21 protein-coding genes and 1 riboswitch are annotated in these 21,073 nt (G+C 39.1%); of the genes, 9 read left to right on the forward strand and 12 right to left on the reverse strand.

Features of this window, described 5'->3' with window-relative positions; all coding sequences use genetic code 11:
- Positions 1 to 94: 94 nt before the first annotated feature.
- Positions 95 to 652, reverse strand: coding sequence for a GTP cyclohydrolase (locus HWV02_RS14600; RefSeq protein ID WP_211676502.1), 558 nt, complete (start codon positions 650 to 652; stop codon positions 95 to 97).
- Between the two features lie 216 nt (positions 653 to 868).
- Positions 869 to 1,519 carry a GTP cyclohydrolase I FolE gene (folE, locus tag HWV02_RS14605; RefSeq protein WP_211672151.1) on the reverse strand — a complete coding sequence of 217 codons (651 nt, stop codon included), beginning with the start codon at positions 1,517 to 1,519 and terminating at the stop codon, positions 869 to 871.
- Positions 1,520 to 1,704: 185 nt separating this feature from the next.
- On the opposite strand from folE, the gene moeA reads away from it, so the two are divergent.
- Positions 1,705 to 2,937: a molybdopterin molybdotransferase MoeA gene (gene moeA / locus HWV02_RS14610; RefSeq protein ID WP_211688403.1), complete on the forward strand. Its 1,233-nt coding sequence runs from the start codon at positions 1,705 to 1,707 to the stop codon at positions 2,935 to 2,937.
- Complete coding sequence (moeB, locus tag HWV02_RS14615; protein WP_211690593.1) at positions 2,937 to 3,734, forward strand: molybdopterin-synthase adenylyltransferase MoeB; 798 nt, start codon at positions 2,937 to 2,939, stop codon at positions 3,732 to 3,734. The genes moeA and moeB overlap by 1 nt, the downstream gene beginning before the upstream one ends.
- A 48-nt stretch (positions 3,735 to 3,782) precedes the next feature.
- Here moeB and HWV02_RS14620 read toward each other — a convergent pair whose 3' ends face one another.
- The gene (locus HWV02_RS14620; protein WP_211688405.1) at positions 3,783 to 4,598 is read right to left on the reverse strand and encodes a hypothetical protein; all 816 of its coding nucleotides are present in this window, start codon (positions 4,596 to 4,598) and stop codon (positions 3,783 to 3,785) included.
- A gap of 454 nt (positions 4,599 to 5,052) precedes the next feature.
- Between HWV02_RS14620 and HWV02_RS14625 the strand changes: the two genes are divergently transcribed.
- On the forward strand, positions 5,053 to 5,319 hold the full coding sequence (locus tag HWV02_RS14625; protein WP_211676505.1) for an acyl-CoA-binding protein: 267 nt from the start codon (positions 5,053 to 5,055) through the stop codon (positions 5,317 to 5,319).
- A 678-nt stretch (positions 5,320 to 5,997) separates the two neighbouring features.
- Positions 5,998 to 6,210, forward strand: a complete 213-nt coding sequence (locus tag HWV02_RS14630; RefSeq protein WP_211676506.1) for a cold-shock protein — start codon at positions 5,998 to 6,000, stop codon at positions 6,208 to 6,210.
- Positions 6,211 to 6,382: 172 nt separating this feature from the next.
- Here the strand turns inward: HWV02_RS14630 and can are convergent, their stop codons facing one another.
- The 5 genes from can to HWV02_RS14655 form a co-directional block, all read right to left on the reverse strand.
- Positions 6,383 to 7,006: a carbonate dehydratase gene (can, locus tag HWV02_RS14635; RefSeq protein ID WP_211688407.1), complete on the reverse strand. Its 624-nt coding sequence runs from the start codon at positions 7,004 to 7,006 to the stop codon at positions 6,383 to 6,385.
- 205 nt (positions 7,007 to 7,211) lie between these two features.
- Positions 7,212 to 8,405 carry a Na+/H+ antiporter NhaA gene (nhaA, locus tag HWV02_RS14640; RefSeq protein WP_211688408.1) on the reverse strand — a complete coding sequence of 398 codons (1,194 nt, stop codon included), beginning with the start codon at positions 8,403 to 8,405 and terminating at the stop codon, positions 7,212 to 7,214.
- Positions 8,406 to 8,972: 567 nt separating this feature from the next.
- Positions 8,973 to 9,692: a 6-phosphogluconolactonase gene (gene pgl / locus HWV02_RS14645; protein WP_255546830.1), complete on the reverse strand. Its 720-nt coding sequence runs from the start codon at positions 9,690 to 9,692 to the stop codon at positions 8,973 to 8,975.
- A gap of 22 nt (positions 9,693 to 9,714) precedes the next feature.
- Positions 9,715 to 11,196, reverse strand: a complete 1,482-nt coding sequence (gene zwf, locus HWV02_RS14650) for a glucose-6-phosphate dehydrogenase (protein ID WP_211676509.1) — start codon at positions 11,194 to 11,196, stop codon at positions 9,715 to 9,717.
- 298 nt (positions 11,197 to 11,494) lie between these two features.
- Positions 11,495 to 12,001, reverse strand: a complete 507-nt coding sequence (locus tag HWV02_RS14655; RefSeq protein WP_211676510.1) for a type II secretion system protein — start codon at positions 11,999 to 12,001, stop codon at positions 11,495 to 11,497.
- A gap of 188 nt (positions 12,002 to 12,189) precedes the next feature.
- On the opposite strand from HWV02_RS14655, the gene HWV02_RS14660 reads away from it, so the two are divergent.
- A complete protein-coding gene (locus HWV02_RS14660; protein WP_211688410.1) occupies positions 12,190 to 12,855 on the forward strand; it encodes a glutathione S-transferase in 666 nt (221 codons plus the stop codon).
- Between the two features lie 58 nt (positions 12,856 to 12,913).
- Here the strand turns inward: HWV02_RS14660 and udp are convergent, their stop codons facing one another.
- Positions 12,914 to 13,681 (reverse strand): uridine phosphorylase, encoded by a 768-nt coding sequence (gene udp / locus HWV02_RS14665; protein WP_211688412.1) that lies wholly within the window; start codon positions 13,679 to 13,681, stop codon positions 12,914 to 12,916.
- Positions 13,682 to 13,978: 297 nt separating this feature from the next.
- On the opposite strand from udp, the gene HWV02_RS14670 reads away from it, so the two are divergent.
- From HWV02_RS14670 to HWV02_RS14685, 4 genes are all read left to right on the forward strand, one after another.
- On the forward strand, positions 13,979 to 15,007 hold the full coding sequence (locus HWV02_RS14670) for an endonuclease/exonuclease/phosphatase family protein (protein WP_211688413.1): 1,029 nt from the start codon (positions 13,979 to 13,981) through the stop codon (positions 15,005 to 15,007).
- Between the two features lie 95 nt (positions 15,008 to 15,102).
- Positions 15,103 to 15,186, forward strand: a riboswitch (yybP-ykoY riboswitch).
- Between the two features lie 103 nt (positions 15,187 to 15,289).
- Positions 15,290 to 16,312 (forward strand): calcium/sodium antiporter, encoded by a 1,023-nt coding sequence (locus HWV02_RS14675; protein ID WP_211688415.1) that lies wholly within the window; start codon positions 15,290 to 15,292, stop codon positions 16,310 to 16,312.
- 140 nt (positions 16,313 to 16,452) lie between these two features.
- Positions 16,453 to 17,268: a sterol desaturase family protein gene (locus HWV02_RS14680; RefSeq protein ID WP_211688417.1), complete on the forward strand. Its 816-nt coding sequence runs from the start codon at positions 16,453 to 16,455 to the stop codon at positions 17,266 to 17,268.
- 46 nt (positions 17,269 to 17,314) lie between these two features.
- Positions 17,315 to 17,722, forward strand: coding sequence for a hypothetical protein (locus tag HWV02_RS14685; RefSeq protein WP_255550352.1), 408 nt, complete (start codon positions 17,315 to 17,317; stop codon positions 17,720 to 17,722).
- A 59-nt stretch (positions 17,723 to 17,781) separates the two neighbouring features.
- Here the strand turns inward: HWV02_RS14685 and HWV02_RS14690 are convergent, their stop codons facing one another.
- From HWV02_RS14690 to HWV02_RS14700, 3 genes are all read right to left on the reverse strand, one after another.
- On the reverse strand, positions 17,782 to 19,140 hold the full coding sequence (locus tag HWV02_RS14690) for a PKD domain-containing protein (RefSeq protein WP_211688419.1): 1,359 nt from the start codon (positions 19,138 to 19,140) through the stop codon (positions 17,782 to 17,784).
- Positions 19,140 to 19,439 carry a hypothetical protein gene (locus HWV02_RS14695; RefSeq protein ID WP_211676517.1) on the reverse strand — a complete coding sequence of 100 codons (300 nt, stop codon included), beginning with the start codon at positions 19,437 to 19,439 and terminating at the stop codon, positions 19,140 to 19,142. The genes HWV02_RS14690 and HWV02_RS14695 overlap by 1 nt, the downstream gene beginning before the upstream one ends.
- 373 nt (positions 19,440 to 19,812) lie before the next feature.
- Complete coding sequence (locus tag HWV02_RS14700; protein WP_255550353.1) at positions 19,813 to 21,057, reverse strand: lipopolysaccharide assembly protein LapB; 1,245 nt, start codon at positions 21,055 to 21,057, stop codon at positions 19,813 to 19,815.
- Positions 21,058 to 21,073 lie beyond the last annotated feature (16 nt).

A 21,073-nucleotide genomic window follows, 5' to 3' on the forward strand; every position in this document is an offset into this window, starting at 1 on the left:
CCACAACGATTAATCGCAAATAGTTGTAACGTATTCGTTGTTATGCCTTGTTTTTATACAAAACAGTTAACGAGGGCAAGGTCGCTTGCCCTCGTTAAATAATAAACCCTACCCCACCCCAATGTCGCTGTCGCTCTGTGTGCAATTGCACAATTAATTTAAGCGCATCATTTGGATCTATCTGCCAATTCGCACTAATATCCGGATTTAACGCCGTAAACTTCGCCAGCATGTTTTTTAAATGCGTTAGCATAACCGTCGTGACTTGCTCACGCTTCGGCATATCAATCACAAACTTAAAGGCTTGTAACTCCATCATTTGATACTGCTGTAACACAAACTCTAAATCTGCTAACTTTTCTTCAAATTTAATTTGCTCTTTCACCAGCGCTACATCGACAGTCGCTTGACGGTCCATGCTAATTACGTCGGCATACAGACCATCGACATTCACCATCCCCAATGTCGAATTATCATCGTAAATAGACAATAACGCCATATCCTTAGCATAAGTGCTATTTGAATTACTTATGATCAAACTCATTGTCGCCGTTAAGCAAACAAAAAAGCAGCACAATAATAACAACGGCGCGAATTGTTGCTGAGCGTCGTGTAATTCCCATCGTACGTTTAATTTTAATATCGGGGTCATTTAAAGTAACTCATTAATCATCAATGAGGCTATTAAACCAAGTAAGTGTGGCGATTAAATTTCATTAAAGTGATGAAAAAAGATGAATAATGACGAAATGTGGCAATATGGTCGTTAGATTATGTGGTAAAAATGATGAATAAACCCAAACCACAGAGTGGAAGCACTCGAGAATTGTAGTTCGGGTTAACGTACTAAACTGTTAATAATCAATTTCTATCGGCAGTGCAAGAACTCAGCTCTTGTTGCTGGACGTGATTTAAAGATACCACCCAGTGATGTAGTTGTCGTTTCACTCGTTGCATCCATCACACCGCGAGCCTTCACACAATAGTGCGTAGCAGTAATGCTAACAGCAACATCTTGCGAATCAAGCAAGGTTTGCAGCGCAACTAAGATTTGTTGAGTTAAGCGCTCTTGCACTTGTGGACGGCGTGAGAAAAACTGCACAATACGGTTAATCTTTGATAAACCAATCACTTTACTACGAGGGATATAAGCAATCGTCGCCTTACCATCGATAGTCACAAAATGGTGCTCACACGTACTCGTTAATGTAATATCACTCACCTTAACCATTTCATCCACTTGCATTTTATTATCAATTAAAGTGATTTTAGGGAATGACGCATAATCTAGGCCTGAGAAAATTTCATTTACGTACATTTTTGCAATACGATGTGGCGTTTCAGCCAAACTATCATCACTTAGATCCAGCTCTAATAATGTTAGAATCTCGGTAAAATGCGATTCAATGCGTTCTTTCTTTTCTGCGCTCGTTAGCCCAGTTCCGATCATAGGTGTTTCTAACCCTCGCTCTTCCAAGACTGAACGGACTAATAAAGCTTCTTTACTTAGGCAGGTCATTAATTACTCCACAAACGGATCGACTTTAAAATAATGGCGCATAATAACATCTAACAATTAAGAAGATAAACAAATTAACTGAATTAACGTTAATTAAGCTTTTTATTGTTATAGATCCTATCGTCAACCTGCTGAGTTTGTCATAATTACCTATATATTTAAAAAATAACCAACAAGGGTATGCAATGGGATGTTGTGATGTACAAGGGCTAAAGCCGCTAGATTTAGCGATGCAAGAGATGTTAGCCGATATCGATGTAGTGAAAGAAACACTCACATTAAACTTAGCTGATGCGCTCGATTATATTCTCGCTGAAGACATCGTCTCTCCAATTAATGTCCCACCTTTTGATAATTCGGCAATGGATGGTTATGCTATCCGAATCTCAGATCTAACGCAGTCAATGACACTGCCACTTGCAGGTAAAGCATTTGCAGGTCAACCATTCAATGATGTATGGCCACTTGGTACTTGTATTCGCATCATGACAGGCGCACCAGTGCCGGCAGGTTGTGAAGCTGTCATCATGCAAGAACGAACACAAGTCGATGGTGATTTGGTGACTTTTGAAGCTTTACCGCCAATGCATGACAATATTCGTAATGCAGCAGAAGATATTGCAGTCGGCCAAGCAGTGTTAACCACAGGTCGCCGTCTCACGCCACGTGACATTCCGATGTTAGCAAGCATTGGGATTGATGCTGTCACAGTTTATCGTCGTTTAAAAGTGGCAATTTTCTCAACAGGGGATGAACTTAAAAGCTTGGGCCAACCTTTAGCTAACGGTGAGATTTACGACAGTAATAGGTACAGCATCACAGCAATGCTCTCACGTCTAAATTTAGAAATCATTGATTTTGGTATTGTTCCTGATAATGAAGTCCTACTTCGTGAAACTTTCATTAAAGCCGATGCGGCAGCAGACGCCGTGATCACATCAGGAGGGGTATCAGTTGGTGAAGCTGACTACACAAAAATATTACTTGAAGAACTGGGTGAGATTGGCTTTTGGAAATTAGCGATTAAACCAGGAAAGCCTTTTGCGTTCGGTACGCTACCAAACAGTAAATTCTTTGGTTTGCCAGGTAACCCAGTATCAGCAACAGTAACTTTTCATCAACTTGTTGTACCTGCATTAGCTAAAATGACCAACCAAGTTTACACTCCAACACCACGTTTCAATGCAATTGCTGCAACAAAACTGAAAAAGGCACCTGGTCGTATGGACTTCCAACGCGCCATTTATAATGTTAATGCAGACGGACAACTTGAAGTTATATCAACAGGTAGTCAAGGTTCAGGCGTATTTAGTAGCATGAGCCACTCTAATTGTTATGCTATCTTAGAACAGGACCGCGGTAATGTGGAAATCGGTGAAACAGTGACTATCGAACCATTTAACGAGATCTTAAATTGATGAAAACCCCCTCTACTAATGGCGACTTACCTTCCAAAGATATCTTATCTTCGGAAGAGGAATTACGCTATAACCGTCAAATTGTTCTACGTCACTTTGACTTTGACGGACAAGAAGCCTTAAAACAAGCCAATGTATTAATTATTGGTGCTGGCGGTCTTGGCTGTGCCAGTAGCCAATATTTAGCGTCTGCTGGTATGGGTAAGATGACATTAGTCGATTTTGACCATATTGAATTATCGAATTTACAACGTCAATTGCTACACCGTGATAGTCGTATTGGTGAATTTAAATCACTTTCAGCTAAATATGAGCTTGAACAAATAAATCCACACTGTAAAGTTCAGGCTATCACTAAAAGACTATCTGAAGATGAGTTAACAGACTTAATCAAACAACATGATATCGTGCTTGATTGTACTGATAACGTCGATACACGAGAGCAGATAAACCGTGCATGTTTCGCTTTACGCACGCCATTAGTATCGGGAGCAGCGATCCGTATGGAAGGTCAAATCAGTGTCTTTACTTATGCCGATGATGAGCCTTGCTACCAATGCCTAAGCCAATTATTCGGTAACGGAACATTAAGCTGTGTGGAATCCGGTATTATGGCGCCGATGGTGGGTATTATTGGTGCGATGCAGGCCCTGGAAGCAATTAAAGTTATTGCTAATTTTGGTCAGCCAATGACCGGGAGAATCTTAATTGTCGATGGTCTCACACTTTCATTTCAACAAATGAAACTACCAAAACTGCCTACCTGTACGGTTTGTCACTCTTCAAGAACTGTATAACCGTTATAATCCTAGCGCAGTTATCAACCGACTGTTAATCGCGCTAGATTATAAGAATAAATTTGCCAGATAAGACACTAATAAGCAATATACCATATTGCCAATGATGCTCGCCTCCAACCCTACAAACCAATATAGTAAACCTAAAGCTGTGGATGTAATCACAGTTATTGTGACACTAAACAAGATGAGATTTATTGAGAGGCTGGATGTGATGACAACAATTATAAATGCGACAAATAGCGAGGCGATAAGTGATGACGTAAGAATAATTCGAGTCGTTAATTTAATCGGCGTCACGCTCTCGACTCGCTCAAACAATCGAGAGAGAAAAAGAGATAGCGGTAACATAAATAAACCTAAATATAAGGCATTTAGAACTGCTCCTGTAAGTGAAATCAAAGCAATATCTAACGAACCAAATATTTGATGATATTTAAGGAATGCCTGCGGTAAATGCGGCTCTGCAATCACAAAGATCAAACTACATAAAATAGCGGTTAATAAACCAAAGCAAGCGCCAAATACAAAGGTAACGCGTACTTCAGATAAAAAACCTGAACTATTCGTATCTTGCCGCCGCGGTATTGGCATCTTAGTCGCGTAAACAATACCAAAATAAGCCGCACTGGATAGCGCCAATAAACCTAAAGTAACTAAAGGTGTAATAAAGTTACTTGTTAAACCAAGTCCAATCGGTAAGCTCGCGAAAAAAAACGATGCTATGTTCGTTTTTTCGGTAAACACAATGGTACTCATCACTAAAAGCGCGAAAGTGCACATCGAGCAACGTTGTAAGGTTGTTAGGTTGTGCAATACTGCCTCTGATAATGTTATCTGGCTCTTCGATTGTTGTCCGATCATATCTTAATTTACAATAAATGAGTTTAGCGTCACTCCATCTCTAGTATTTAAAGATAAATATATCCCTAACACCCAAATGGTCATAACTACAAATGGGTAATGATATATATTATTCCATATATATCAAGCTTAATTACTGGTTTTTAACCTAAAACCCTAGCGTTCATACGCTACATCAATATTTAGAAGATTCTTCGAGTTATCATTTTTGCAGTATAATGATCATCTAATTTAGAAGGTTCATACTTATATAATAGTTACTAGTTTGAAACATAAGGATTTTTCATTATTTAATTTCATACCTAAAATTGAAATTAAAGAGTGTATTAATACAAAAATAAATGTAATATTCGAATTGTGACTTAACTACTCATTAGTAGGTGCATTACAGCGTTGCTAGTTGTAATGATATTTAAGTACTTATTGATTCAACAATTAGATAAAGGAATATAGAATGACAGACCTACGCGTTAAATTCGAAGCAACAGTAGAGCAAGTTCAAAATGGCACAGCAAAGAAAAAACCTTCTCAAGAATTAAAATTAGAGTTTTACTCATTATTTAAGCAAGCAACTGAAGGTGATGTCGCAACAAAGAAACCATCTATTTTTGATATGGTTGCTTTCGCTAAGTGGACGGCATGGGATAAGTTACGCGGTTTAACGACAGAGCAAGCGATGGAAAAATACATTGCGCGTGTAGAAGAAGAATACGCGGCTTAATTGATAAATAAAATAACATGTTGTCAGTAAATAAGCCTATTTACTGACAGTTTTTAGAGTAGGTTATCTACTCATTAAGAAATAGACTTTAAATCTCTGGCCTATTATTTATTAATGAAGCGTTGTACTACTTTCTTTTGGCTAAAAAACCACTGTCTACGCACACTCTTACTCATAATCACTCCTTAAATCCATTTAATAAATGTCTATTCTCTGCCAAAAAGCAATCCAAATCACCTATACCCAGACCAGATATAAACCTTTCATATCAAAAGCTTATAAATTATACCCTGTAGTTTAAACACAGCTACATTAGCAATAATCAATAACTACAATTCTAAATCCACTGCAAAACTAGATCAAAATATAAACTGGGTGTAATATGACCGTATATTGCACGAAATCAGTGTTTCAACGCCTAAAAAGACATCAAGTATGCCTTAGGAATAATGATTTTGTTAATGAAAACAACAATTTCATAAAAATAACGAGCGGGTGTATTGCTATGAGCCTTTAACCATGTATAATTCGTCTTAAGAAATTAGGCTAGTTTATATCGGTAGAATAAGCTTTAGTTAATACTTGTATTGATTATTGTGTTTTGTATTGTTTATATAAGTTACACCCTGGTTTTTTAACAATTTTTTTAATAACGTATATATATACAGGGTTTTTAATATGTCTAATACAGTAATCGGTAAAGTAAAATTCTTCAACGAAGCTAAAGGTTTCGGTTTCATCGAGCAAGAAAATGGCCCAGATGTATTCGTACATTTCAGCTCTATCTTAGTTGATGGCTTTAAAGTACTTACTGACGGTCAGAAAGTTGAATTCACAGTAGGTCAAGGCCAAAAAGGTCCACAAGCTGAGAACGTTAAACCTCTTTCTTAATAGTTTACTATTAATAGGTTAAACAGTTATCAAAAAAGGTGAACTTAGTTCACCTTTTTTATTACCTAAAATTTATGACTCCTTATGTGATTTATACTTAGGTACTAAAAAAGCCAATGAGATATCTCATTGGCTTTTTTTATCTCTATAACTACACGCTTAAATACTGAAACTATTTAACAATAACTTCTAATTGCTTCTCTCTCGAATTAATACTCTCAGTTAAGCTTTTCAATACACCATTACTGATATTAAAAATCCAACCATGAATCGTTAACTCCTCTCCCTTGCGCCAAGCTCGCTTCACAATGGTGGTATTACAGACATTCCTAACCTGCTCTACAACGTTTAATTCACACATACGGTCAATTTTATCTTCTTCACTGACATCCTTTAAGTCGTCCATGTGGAAGCGTTCGACATCTTTAATATGACGTAACCAATTATCAATTAAACCATGCTGCTCATCGCCCATAGCGGCCTTAACACCACCACAACCATAATGTCCACACACAATAATATGCTTAACTTTAAGCACCTCAACCGCGTACTGGATCACAGATAAACAATTTAAGTCTGTATGCACAACAATATTAGCAATGTTACGATGCACGAAAACCTCCCCCGGAGGCAGTGCCATGATCTGGTTTGCTGGTACGCGACTATCGGAACAGCCGATCCAGAGATAGTCAGGTGATTGTTGCTTAGAAAGTTGTTCAAAAAAGTCGGGGAACTGTTCATTAATCTGTTCTGACCATGCGCGATTACGTTCAAATATCGATTTAATTGTACTCAAGACTACGCTCTCTGATTAGTAACTACATTTTGAACCCTTAAATTAGCTTGTTTAATCAATATATTCAACTGATAAATAACTAATCTTCGAATATAAGCCACTGGACTTATGAGTGTAAAAATTAAAAAAAACACTGTACAAGCCAGCTATAAAAAAGCACCCAATCAAGGATGCTTTTTTGTTAAATTACAAGGTGAACGCTACGTTATTTAGCGACCTCCCCTTGCTTGGATAGGCATGATTTCAACAGGAAGAAACCAACAATACCAGACAGTAATGAACCCAAGATAATACCAAGGCGCTCATCAAATAATGGGTTTATACCTGTATCCCCAAAGGCTAATGAACCAATGAACAAACTCATAGTAAAACCAACACCACATAGAATGGCTGTACTGTATAAAGAACACCAGTTCATACCTTTTGGCATTTGTGCAATTTTACATTTAATTGCTAGCCAGCATAAACCAAAGATACCTATCTGTTTACCAAAGAATAAACCTAACGCAATACCCATAGGTACAGGGTGTAAAATTTGATCTAGACCAATACCTGATAAATTAATACCAGCATTCGCAAAGGCAAATATAGGCAAAATAACAAATGCAACAACAAAGTGTAGGCCATGTTCCATCGACTTCAGTGGTGAATGTGACTTATCTTTTGACTGCATCGGAATAAACAGCGCAAGAATAACACCAGCCAATGTCGCATGAACACCAGATTTCAGCATAGCAACCCACATGACTATACCAACGATGATATACAATGCTTTTGAATCAACATTACGTTTATTGAAATAGGCCAACACAGGAATACATAATGCCGTAACAATAAGCGCCGAAATTGAAATCTTCGATGTATAAAAGAAAGCAATAATTAAAATCGCACCAATATCATCAAAAATAGCGAGCGATGTTAAGAATATTTTCAAGCTGACAGGCACTCGAGAACCTAATAGACTCAAGATACCTAACGCAAATGCAATATCTGTTGCCGCTGGGATAGCCCAACCACTTAACGCTGCAGGATCATCCATATTAAAGTAAACATAGATAAGCGCTGGGAATAACATACCACCGATAGCACCGACACCCGGCAATATAATATTTCGAGGATCAGATAACTCCCCTTCGACTAATTCTCTTTTTAGCTCAAGTCCAACTAAAAAGAAGAACACCGCCATTAAACCATCATTAATCCAAAGTAATAATGGTTTCGCTATCTCTAAACCGCCAAGCTTGATCTCTACTGGAATTTCCAGAAATAACGCATATAGATCTTGTGCAGGGCTATTAGCTAAAACCATAGCTAATACAGCTGAGAACATTAAGATAATGCCGCCCGCTGATTCTAGTTTAAAGAAACTAGATAAAAATGATTCTTGTGTGTTGTTCATATTTTTCCTTTATATCAACATTTTCATTTATAAGGGGTAAGCTCAATGCAATGATATTTATTACACCCAATATAGAATGAAGATATTTCAGTATTATCAATTTATATAAATTAAAGCATAATTACATTTTATGCTATTAAGACGCTTTACTACTGCTACCGCCTCCGTCTAACTCGACATAATATGACAAGTAATATGACACATAATAATAAAAAATCACACATATAAATATCAAACTCAGTTCTAAAAAATAGCCATAAATGGCTAACAAACAGCGCTAAAACAGTGATAAAACCTATCAAAAATATAAAACAACACAGAATGGAAACAAAAACCGCCACACAAGCCACTTAAATAGCTTTTTAAGAAACGATCTAAGTACAACTCAAACTAATATCAGCTGAATTTTATATGATCTTTTAAAAGCCGTTTAGGATAATTTAATGGGGAATTAAATATTTAAGGTGAGTATAAAAAACAAACAAACGAACAAAAAAAGACCTGTTAGTATAAACTAACAGGTCTTTTACTCTAAGCTCAGTGAGCTATCGAAATTACTTATAAGGATTAACCGTTAATTAATCTAGCTGCATCCGCATCTAGAAACCACTCAGTTTTACCTAGACTGGCTTTTACTTGTGCTGCTGGGTATGCAAGTGCGGCATCATCATTATCATGAATTTGCTTGATCACTTGTGCTTTACCTTCACCCATCACTAAATAGCTAATACGCTTTGCATTTGCTAATAGACGTGCAGTTTTAGAAATACGATACTGTCCTGATTCTGGGTGCTGCGCAATAATTGCAATATGTTGATCATTATAATCAGTCTGGCCTGGGAATAATGATGCAGTATGTCCATCGCCCCCCATACCAAGCAAGATCCAATCAAAACAAGGCAGTCCATTTTTAGCAGGAATACATGCTTTCATTTCTTGTGCAAAACGAATAACTTCTTGCTCTGGCGCATCTTCACCTAAAATACGGTGAATATTCTCAGCAGGTAATGCAACTTGAGAAAATAATAACGTTTGAGCTTCACCAAAGTTACTTTCAGCATTATCAGGTGCTACGCAACGTTCATCACCCCACCAGAAATGCAAGTTTCCCCATTCAATACTTGTAGCAAAGGGTGCCTTTGCTAATACTTTGAATAGAAGTTTTGGTGTACTGCCACCTGATAACGAGATATGCACAGGCTTATCTTGTTTACTGTATTCAACGAGCGAATTAGCTAAAGACTCAACAACTTGTTGAGGTGTTTCAAAAGTACGATAATCCATCATAGTTCCACTTCTAAAGTTTAAATTAATTAATCACTTCTTCGCTAGAAAAGCGCCACTCACGGCCATCTTTCTCTAACATTTCATCGGCTTTGTTCGGACCCCAAGTACCACACTTATAACCAAATAAAGATTTCGCTTCTTTTTTATAGTCTAAAATTGGTTGTACGTATTCCCAACATGCTTTAACCGCATCAGAACGAGCAAATAGTGTTGCATCGCCCTTCATACAATCTAGCAGTAAACGTTCATAAGCAGTGAGTAGGTTATTCTCTTCCAAGCTATTATAATCAAAACTCATTGATACTTGTTGAGCGGTGAAGCCTGCACCTGGTTTTTTCAAACCGAAGTCCATCTGAATTGATTCGTTTGGCTGAATGCGTAAAATCATTTTATTCTCTGGTGCATTCAGACCAAAAACTGGATGTGGTGTTTTCTTAAAGTGAACAACAATTTCGGTTAAACGTTCTGGCATACGTTTACCGGTACGTACATAGAAAGGCACACCGTTCCAACGCCAATTATCAATCATCATCTTCATGCCAACATACGTAGGTGTACGAGAGTCTTCATCTACGTCATTTTCACTACGGTAGCCAAGCAATTCTTCGCCATTCACAACATTCTTCGTGTACTGGCCTAATACAAGGTTATCGCGTAAGTCTTGCTCTTCAAGTGGGCGTAAACTTTGGATCACTTTAACAACTTCGTTACGCATTGCATCCGCGTTAATTACCGCAGGTGGTTCCATCGCAACAAGTGCTAATACTTGCAACAAGTGGTTTTGCAGCATGTCGCGTACTGCACCAGAGTGATCGTAGTAACCACCACGCTCTTCTACGCCTAAGCTTTCAGCGGCCGTAATTTCAACATAGTCTATAAAGCTACGGTTCCAAAGCGGTTCGAATAAGCCGTTAGAGAAGCGGTATACCAATAAGTTTTGAACAGTTTCTTTACCTAGGTAATGATCAATACGGTAAACCTGACGTTCACGGAAACAAGTATGTAGATGCGAATCCAACTCGTTTGCCGACTTAAGGTCATAGCCAAATGGCTTTTCAACGATTAATCTTTTCCAGCCATCACGGTCTTTATTCAATTTATATTTTGCTAAATTAGATGAGATTGCTGCGTATAAACTCGGAGGTGTGGCCATATAATAAATAGCATTACCAACCGTATTATGCGTCTCAGATAATGTGTCTAAGCGCGCTTTAAAAGCACCATAACTATCAGCATCGGTCATATCCATCGAGATATAGTATAAATGCTTACAGAAATCTTCAGCTTGTTGCTTATTAACGCCTTCACCTTTGATCAAATCATTAGTTACTTTTTCACGGAATAAATCATCCGTATATGCAGTTTTACTCGCACCCAAAATAGAAAAATCTTCAGGTAACAGTTCATTGACATAAAGGTGATAAAGCGCGGGAAGTAGCTTTCGTTTTGTTAAATCACCCGAAGCACCAAAAATGACAATACTGTTATTCTCAGGTTTTACCATGGTTTTATTTCCTAAAGATTTTATCGACAAGATTAGAATATATGGCTTTAGTCCGTTTGTACTACGCACAGATAACAGACTAAGGCGCGGCATTATCACTCAAAATGATCGAAAACTAAAATGGTTTCAGCAATATATCACTTAAATACCTAAAAATAGGCACTTAAGTAAAAATCTATCTCGAATAAAACCCCAAGCCGCTTTCGAATGAAACAAAAAAACGAAAGTTTAGAAAGTAAGGGCTCAGCGTTAAATACTAAACATTGTGCTGTTTATCTACGCTACAAACAAGGGTTCACTATTCTAGGCATTCTCCGACAAGTTTAATGTCTACAGATGTGATAATGTCTTCATTATATCTAGCCCTATAAGATAACGTGCACTCTGTCGATTCAAGTTTATTCATCTTGACCCAAGAATAACTTTTATTTTCATTTTTGCAGGTATAACTGGCATCGATAGAGTCCGCCTCAACTCCTTCTACAAGCGGGCGTGTCGTTAAACCTAAAATATGGCATATTTCTGTTGGATAGAGTAATTGACCTGACACCCGGTAGCTTTTAAGAGTATCGTATTGAATAAAGGTTAGTCCATTTGGAAGCGTTTGTTTTCGCGAATCGATATTTGAGGCTGTCTTTAAATTATCGACCGCATTATTCAACTTGCCACGCATATCATTAAGCACTGCAATTTTAGCTTCTCGGTGTGTCTTTGTATATTCAGGTATGGCGAACATTGCGAGGACAGAAAGAATTACAATAACAAACGTTAATTCAATCAATGAAAAGCCAATTTCATCTTTCATTTTAATGTAAAACCTTAATTAATATCAGTTAACACGGCAATATTAACACACATAAAAATGATAATGGCGGATATATCAAACTAATTAATCCATCATTTTAATATATGTTCACGTGAGTATTTGATACTGTAAATAAATCGAGATATCTTACGTTATTGACCTTAAACATTTGATGCTGGAACCTATTTATGAGAGCTAACCACCCTGCTGTTTTCTATTCATTCCGACGTTGCCCATATGCAATGAGAGCACGACTAGCTATTCGTTATAGCCAAGTTGAAGTTGAGCTAAGAGAAGTTGTTTTAAAAGATAAACCAACAAGCTTGTTAGCTTATTCTCCAAAAGGAACAGTGCCTGTTCTTGTCACGAACGACAAACAGATTATTGATGAAAGTCGCGATATTATGCAGTGGGCGCTATCACAAAACGACAGTAATAATTGGCTTCGTAAGAATCAGCCCCAATTACAAAAACAGATCACCTTACTGATCGATGAAAACGATAACGAATTTAAAGCCATTTTAGACAAATATAAATACGCGGATCGCCATCCAGAATATACTGAAGCAGTGTATCGCGAACAAGGCTGCCATTTCCTGAATCAGTTAGAGCTCCTGCTAGCATTACACAGTAACCTTATTGACGAAGAAATTAGCTTGGCTGATATTGCCATTTTTCCTTTCATCCGCCAATTTGCAAGTGTGGACAAAGATTGGTTTTCACAGTCCCCCTTCCCAAAATTACGCACATGGCTAACACAACACACAAGCTCACCTCTGTTTACTGATATTATGTACAAATATCTACAGTGGTCTGCTGGCGATAAAGCTGTTTATTTTGCATCTGCAAGTTAGGTATAAAAAAGCCAGACCTACCTAAGTAGTCTGGCTCTAAATTTAATTAATTCGACTCTTATACAGTCAACATACGACGTGCAGCATCGACTACAACTTTAATTGATGATGTTTCTACCGCTTTCATCGAAGCTTGATCTGGGATCTCTTTTTGCGTACGGTTAAGGATAACACCAGCAACACAACCAGCTCTTAAACCTTGACTTGCACACATGGTAAAGAGAGTTGCTGATTCCATTTCAAAGTTCAGAACACCCATTTCTTGCCACTCTTGCATTGAACCTTGGAAGCGACGAGTAACACGACCCGAGAATGTGTCATAGCGTTCTTGGCCAGGGTAGAAAGTATCACTTGATGCGGTTACGCCCATGTGCACTTTAATGCCCTCTGCATCAACGGCAGCTTTCATTTCTGTTGCAACAGCAAAGTCAGCAACCGCTGGGAATTCCATTGGTGCAAAATGCGAACTAGCGCCATCAAGGCGTACAGATGCCGTCGTCACAATCATATCGCCAACATTAATGTGCTCTTGAATTGCACCAGTAGTACCCACTCGTAAGAATGTTGTCACGCCTAGCTGAGCAAGTTCTTCAACAGCGATCGATGTCGAAGGGCCACCAATACCAGTTGAACATACAACTACCTTCTTGCCCTCTAATTCTGCTAAATAAACAGTGTATTCACGATGACTTGCTAAAAACTGTGGGTTTTCCATTTGCAGTGCGATCTTTTCGACACGCGCAGGATCACCAGGAATGATTGCCAATTCGGCACCTTTCAAATCTAACTTGTTGACGCCAAGGTGAAAAACATTTGCAGTAGTCATAACATATTCCTTAAAACCGGAGAAAACCATTATAATAAAAATGATATAACGATATTAAAATAACGGTAAAAATTAAGACGTAATCATAATGCAGCGAGAGCCCCCATAAAGTGATAATTGTCACATGTTTGATACATATAATCGTTATGCTTAATAGGTGCTCGATTTATAAACAACACACTGCTTAGCTTCAAGTGAAAGCAACAAAATCCTGAATCACGATGACCAAACTTGCCCCATGCTCCTAAGCTTGTTATAACATAGTTGTTACTTTCTATTTCATGGTATTCCTTACCTATGCTAAAAATCGCCACCTTTAATCTTTTCAACTACATTGAACCTCCGTTTGCTTGTTATGACTTTGATCGAATCTATGACGAGCAACAATGGCAAAAAAAGCAGACGTGGATACGTGATTATCTTTCCGTGCATCAGCCTGATATCATCGGCTTTCAAGAAGTGTTTAGTCCTGACTCTTTAAAAGCATTAGTGGCTGAATGTGATTACCCGTATTTTGAAGTCGTCGATAGCGCCGATATTATCGAAGACTATATTTTCCGCAGCCCTGTAGTCGCTATCGCATCACGCTACCCGATAATAGATATCGCAGCAGTTATGCCCGAGAGTGATCTTGCCGTTAGCATGGGATTATCATCAGAATATCAATTTAGCCGTAAACCACTGCGCGCCAGTATTGAACTGCCACACCTTGGCACAACGGATTGCTACGTTGTGCACTTTAAATCTAAACGGCCAATGCTAGAAAGTGAAGATAGTGAACTGGCGACAACCAAAGCTGTGCTTGATGCTTTTACCAAGCAGATGTGCGGAAGTTGGGGCTCATCAATGCAACGCGGTTCAGAAGCTGCTTTACTATTTCAACAAATGATCCAACGTCGACTAGCGACTAACAATCCAATGATGTTAATGGGTGACTTTAACGACGTATTAGATAATGACCGCGATGGGATATTATCGCACCTAACGATGAATACATTACGTTTCAATTCAGATCAACAAGCACAAAATATTGTTAAACTATTTAGCTTACAAGACAGTTGGCATTTATATCAGCATGCAACAAATGGCTCGGTCCCCAGTTGTACACAACTCCCCCGTCCCGCGACACATTACTTTTACAACAAAGGCTCAGTATTAGATTACATCTTACTGTCGTGTGAGTTTAATGCAGAGTATCAGCGTAGCCTTTATGAAGTCAGCGATTACCACACGTATGATCGTCACCTGATTAACCCTATCTATGAACGTGATAGCGAAAGTACCGATCATGCCGTTGTTCAAATTAATTTACAATTGAGAAATTAGCGCTAACACAAGACGATTCAAATCATTCTGTTATTAAATTACATATTCTACTTGCGTTAACCCGATTCTATCTTATAATGCGCCAATCTATTCGAGGGAGTAGTCGCTTCACGCAAGTGAGGGAGTACATCAACATAACTGACCCACAGGTCATGGTGTATTCAATCTAGTTCGAGATTAATAATCCGAAACTAAGTTTGATGAGACTTGAACAAGTAAACACCTACTTTCGAGGGCAGGGTGTCGCTTGTTTATGTCTAAATGCCCTCGTACGAGAACCCTATGTCTTTATTATTACCCATCATCGCGGTGTTAGTTGGCTTCATTTTACTTACCGTAAGTGCCGACCGTCTTATCTTAGTATCATCAACATTAGCCAAACAGTTTGGTGTTTCAGTCATGTTTATTGGTATGACCGTCATTGCGTTTGGTACTTCATTCCCAGAATTAGTCGTAAGCGCCATTGCGTCATTTAATGGTGCAGAAGGTCTTGCTGTCGGTAATGCTATCGGTTCCAACATCATTAACTGTGGTTTAGTGCTGGCACTTTGTGCCCTGTTTATGCCACTTGTTATTCAAGTACGCTTCATTAAACGCGAATTACCAATTCTAGTTATCGCACTTATCGCCGTCATCGCGTTAATGTCCAATGGCTCTATTACAATGTGGGATAGTCTTATACTGATCCTATTACTCGCACTGTACTGCGTATACCTCGCTAAATCGTCATCGGAGGAAGATGTTGAGAACGAGCTAGAGTTTTTAGATGTAAGCCAAAATCGAGCATTAGTTGAAACTATCGCCATGCTGATCATGCTATTAATCAGCTCACAAATCATGGTTTGGGGTAGTGTACAACTTGCGAAAGCGATGGGTGTTAGCGACTTGTTGATTGGTCTAACGATTGTTGCATTTGGTACGAGCTTACCAGAACTAGCCGCTGCTATCGCTGGTGTTCGCCGTGGTATGCCTGAAATTGCATTCGCGACTGTCATTGGTTCAAACACCTTTAACCTATTAGGTGTATTAGCATTCCCAGGATTAATTGGTGATGGATTGCAACTGCCAGTTGAAGTCTTAACGCGTGATGTACCAATGTTATCTATCATGACAGCATTCATGGTTATCTCATTCACCATGACTTATATAGCGGTGACTAAACGTCGCTCAGCTTTGACACCAGAACAACAATCCGATAAAGCTATCGCAGCAGACAGTAAACTGAACTACCGTTTTGGTCGCCTTTCAGGTGCCGTGTTGTTGATTATGTTTATTGGGTATAGCTGGGTACTTTTTAGCGCTTAAGGCGATTTACAGCTTAGCGGGTGCAATACATCAAGTGCTGACTTGATGTATTGCACGAATACCCACTATCGATACTGCTTGGCAACAAAGCAATTATCCCGCAAAATAAGGCGATTAACTATTATAATAAGGAGTGCTATATGAGTGAATGGCTTATCGTTAACGGTAATACACTTCGTGTCAGCGCTTTTATCGGCTTGCTTATCTTATTAGCAATTAGTGAACACTATCGACCAAAGCGCCCTTTGACGGTATCTAAGTCACAACGCTGGGGAAATAACCTCGCGATGGTACTCGTTAATAACCTGGTGCTTAAATTATTCGTTCCTTTTCTCGCCATTGATGCCGCAATGTTTGCCGAACAACAGCAATGGGGACTGTCTTCGTTAGCCGGTTTGGGAAGCTCGACAAATCAAATTTTGATCATGATAGTCTCGATCATGCTCCTTGATGCCGCCATTTATTTCCAACACAAGATATTCCATCATATCCCCGTACTATGGCGTTTACACCGAATGCACCATAGCGATCTTGATATTGATGTCACCACAGCTATTCGTTTTCACCCCATAGAAATTGTTTTATCTATGCTAATCAAGATTGCCGTTATTATTGCACTCGGTGTACCCGTGATAGCGGTTGTGTTATTTGAAATGTTGCTCAATCTGACGGCCATGTTTAATCACAGTAATATTAGGCTGCCAGCTAAGATTGACCGCTATATACGCTACATTTTAGTCACGCCTGATATGCACCGTGTTCATCATTCTGTAAATGGTCACGAAACCAATCATAATTTTGGTTTTTGTCTACCGTGGTGGGATCATCTGTTTGGCAGTTATCAAGCACAACCCAAATTAGGCCATCAGCAAATGCAGATCGGTTTACCTTATTTTCGAGACACGAAGGAATGTCAGGTGCAGCGGATGCTAACCCAGCCCTTCAGAAACAAATAAACGATATTAAATAATAGTAATGACAACATTCAAAGGTACTAATTACGTGATTCATTCTACAAACACTTCAACAACACCAGCGATTTCTAACGATGATGCACGTAAACTCAGTCGTAAAGTGACTGCTGATATCGCAACCAAACAGCTCGATGAGATCTTTATCGATAATAACGTATCGATTGATATTCAAATAGCCGTGACAGAATACCAAGGCAACGAGCCTATACAATACTTAGAAATATTAGCCGCTCATCTACGCCCTGCGTATTTACGTATTATCACCGAGTCATTGCAAACTCAAAATTTAGCCGCTTTAGATGCCAATAGTCACTACCTCAAGCTCAGTAAAACACACAAAAATATGCTTGAAATATTGAAACAACAAGATAAATATAAGCAGCTCAATGATACGCAGCTTATTGAAATAGCATTATTAGCTTTATTAAGAAGTTAGAAAGGTAAAACGAAAAGCCCTGCATCATCGTTTCGATAATACAGGGCCAAACGGTTAACTTATGGACACGCTGTTTCTAATACATTCGCCGTTAATGTCGGACGAATACGTAAAAAAGACATATCTGTAACATAAGTCGCGACTTGTTCTGCACACCAAGTCCCCGCCTGTTTTTTATCTAGGATTGCTGTATCACTAGTGAAACAACTTGCTAACTCTTCATCACGGTTGGAAGTGATTACGAATGTGCTGGTTGAAGTCACCTGACAGGCAATATATTCAGGCTGTTCTATCACAGGGGCGAATACTTCAACACTCTGTATAATACTATTCTCAATTCCTTCTTCTGAAATCACTGTTAAGCCGATTGTATATATACCCGCATCGTTAAATGTGAACGTCGGATTAGCTGTAGTCGATGCGCCTAAGCTATCGAAATCCCATACATAACGAGTAATGGGACTTGTTTCATTTGCTGCGTCAGCCGAAAAGTTAACCGTCAGACTTGGTGATGCCTCTAATGCATCAGAAGTAAAGCTCACCGTAGGTGTGGTAGGCTCAACGGCAGGATCATAAGCGGTAACCTCTTTGCTATTACTTGCCGTTGTACCATCACTCCCCGTTACATCGAGTCTCACCGTATAAGTACCACCCGCGGCATAAAGATGGGTAGGTGAAGCAAGTGCTGATGACGCGCTATCGCCAAAGTCCCATAAATAATCAGCAATGCTGCCATTATCAACACTGGTTAAATCTGTAAAGCTGACGTCTAAGTAATTCACTGCTGCACTGAAACCAGCTTTTGGATTAACAGGGTCAATTACATTATCCGATACTGTTACAGTATAAGTCGCTGTACTCGTTTTATTGCCAAGTTCAGAAGTAACATTTAATGTCACATCGTAACTGCCTGATGCCGTGAACGTATGGATAGGTGAAGGTAATGTCGATGTATTGCTGGGTGCAGCATCACCAAAATTCCAACTGTAGCTGTCAATCGAGTCATTGGTAACCGCGGAGTTATCAATAAACGTTACCGTTAAGCCTTCAGAACTATACGTAAAATCAGCGATTGGATCTCCTGAGGTTTTAGCCACAGTGACATCGCGAGTCACACTAGCAGTGCCTCCGTCTTCAGTCGTTATAGTAAGTAGCACACTATAAGTGTCTGCCGTTGCATAGGTATAAACTGGATTGATATCAAAACTATTGACTGAATCATCACCGAAATCCCACAAATAACTGTCTATTGGGATGTCAGCACTGGTCGATGTATTAGTAAAGGTAACCTTTAGATTGTCTTTTACCGCAGAAAAATCAGCATTGATTACTGTAGAGCTCTGCTCTTTAGTGCCATCAGACTCACCAAAACAACCAGATAGTGCACCGAGTGTCATTACGAGTAATAGTTTTTTCATTATTCAGTCTCCCCAATAGTTACAAATACCGGGCAAGTAACTTCTTCGTCATAAGCAGCAGTAGTAACAGCTACTTGCACCTTTTTAGGAAAACCTAAAACCGGTGAGCACGGCATAATGTAATTGCTATCAACGAGCTGAACCACCTCACCATCTACAGTTATCTCAACAGCGCCATCTGTAGCATTAATCACAGCCAATACATTTTTATCATAACTCGCAGAGGTGACTTGAAGTTGTGCGACAGTAAGACCACTGCCACTCATCAATGTCACGACAAGAAGTAACTTCTTCAACATGGTAAATATCCTTATTTAATTTTGACGATGAATAATCCTTATTCATCCGCAGAAAAGGTTAACATTTGCGATTTAAAAAAAAGGGCTAACAATAAATGGACAGCATGAGAACGATAAATCAAGAAGTATGAGAGATAAGAGGTTTGGGTCGTAAAACAACCAGGTACAGTGCGGTATTTGCTTCTACCCCATATGAACTTAAGTACTAACGGCTGGATGCTGTAAATGTGAATAATAAGTTAAAAATGTGACCGACAGCATACGATGTAAATAAGAATGCCGGCGATAATACCGACATTAACAAATAAATAGAACGATTACGTAAATAATCATTTCTATCACAACAGGCAAGTGTAAGTCGAGACAGTAGGCACTAACTATTTATTTGACGTACTTGTTGTAAGTACTTAATCCAGCCTTTCGCACTTGCAGATGGGGCGATATGCTGGGCTAACTTCGCATGGGTAATCGCACGATCAAATTGCGCAAGTTTATAGTAAGCTCTCACTTTGGCGAGCTCAATTTCCGCTTGCTTCTTTTTACTTCGATCCAGCTTAATTTGAGGGTGATTTAACTCTGCCAATGCAGCTTTATAACGCCCCTGCTGTAGTAACAATTGCGCTAATGGCCAGCGATATTCTGCAGTATCATCTGTAGACAAGTTAACCACATCACGCCATGTACTAATGGCCTTGTTCCACTCTTTCGCCATCTGCCAATATTGCGCTTGCTCAACTAACATTTTTTGTCGTTTATCATTGTCAGTTATATCTTTTACTAACAAATTTAATTCACGTGCGGCCTGTTCAGGAATACCTTGCTGTGCATATAGTTGCGCCAGAGTACGGCGCTCTTGCACACTTAATGCGAACCCTTGGCGCTGCGCTAAAATCAATGTTGTTAATGCCGCTTGTGGCTGTGAAGTACGTAGTTGCAAACCTGCTAACTGTTGCCACCACAATAACTTATCGGGTTCAACAGCAATAATACGATCTAATGTATCAATAGCAGCAGGCCACCGTTGCAATTGAGATTGCGCCGTCAGTTGTAGATTCAGCGCCTGGACTTGGTCACCTTGCGTATTTAAACCTTCATATGACCCTACCGCACTGAGTACCTTCTCCCATTCATGTAACTGATAATGGGTTTGGGCAATACGTAGCCACAACTCCGTGAATTCTTTGGTCTTAATATTTGATGCTTTTTTCTTGCGTTTCGTTACCGCTTTATGGCTCTCTTTGTCACTGCTTGCAGCCGTATTAACAAGAACATAGTAATGCGGCAACGCTTGTTGGTATTTTTGCTGACTAAGTAAAATATCCGCCACCATACGCTGCGTAATCCAAGCCTGCTCCGTTGGTAATAACTTACTTTCAACGGCCAATGATAAGTACTTAACCGCTTGGTCGGTGTTTTCTTGCTGCCAATGAAAGATACCCAATACCCGCTGTACAAAAGCTTGGTCGTACGCTTGCCTCGGGGTAAGTTCAGTTAACAACTCAATTGCATCTGTATAGCGTTCTTGCTGCTGTAATGCTTGCGCGGCCTGGATCTTACCCGCAATAAATTGTGTTAACTGTGGCTGATTAGCATAGACAGATGAGGTAAAAAAACACATCAGGACAAACAACCAA

Origin of the sequence: Moritella sp. 28 (genome assembly GCF_018219435.1) — a bacterium.
In the GTDB taxonomy this organism is placed as follows: domain Bacteria; phylum Pseudomonadota; class Gammaproteobacteria; order Enterobacterales; family Moritellaceae; genus Moritella.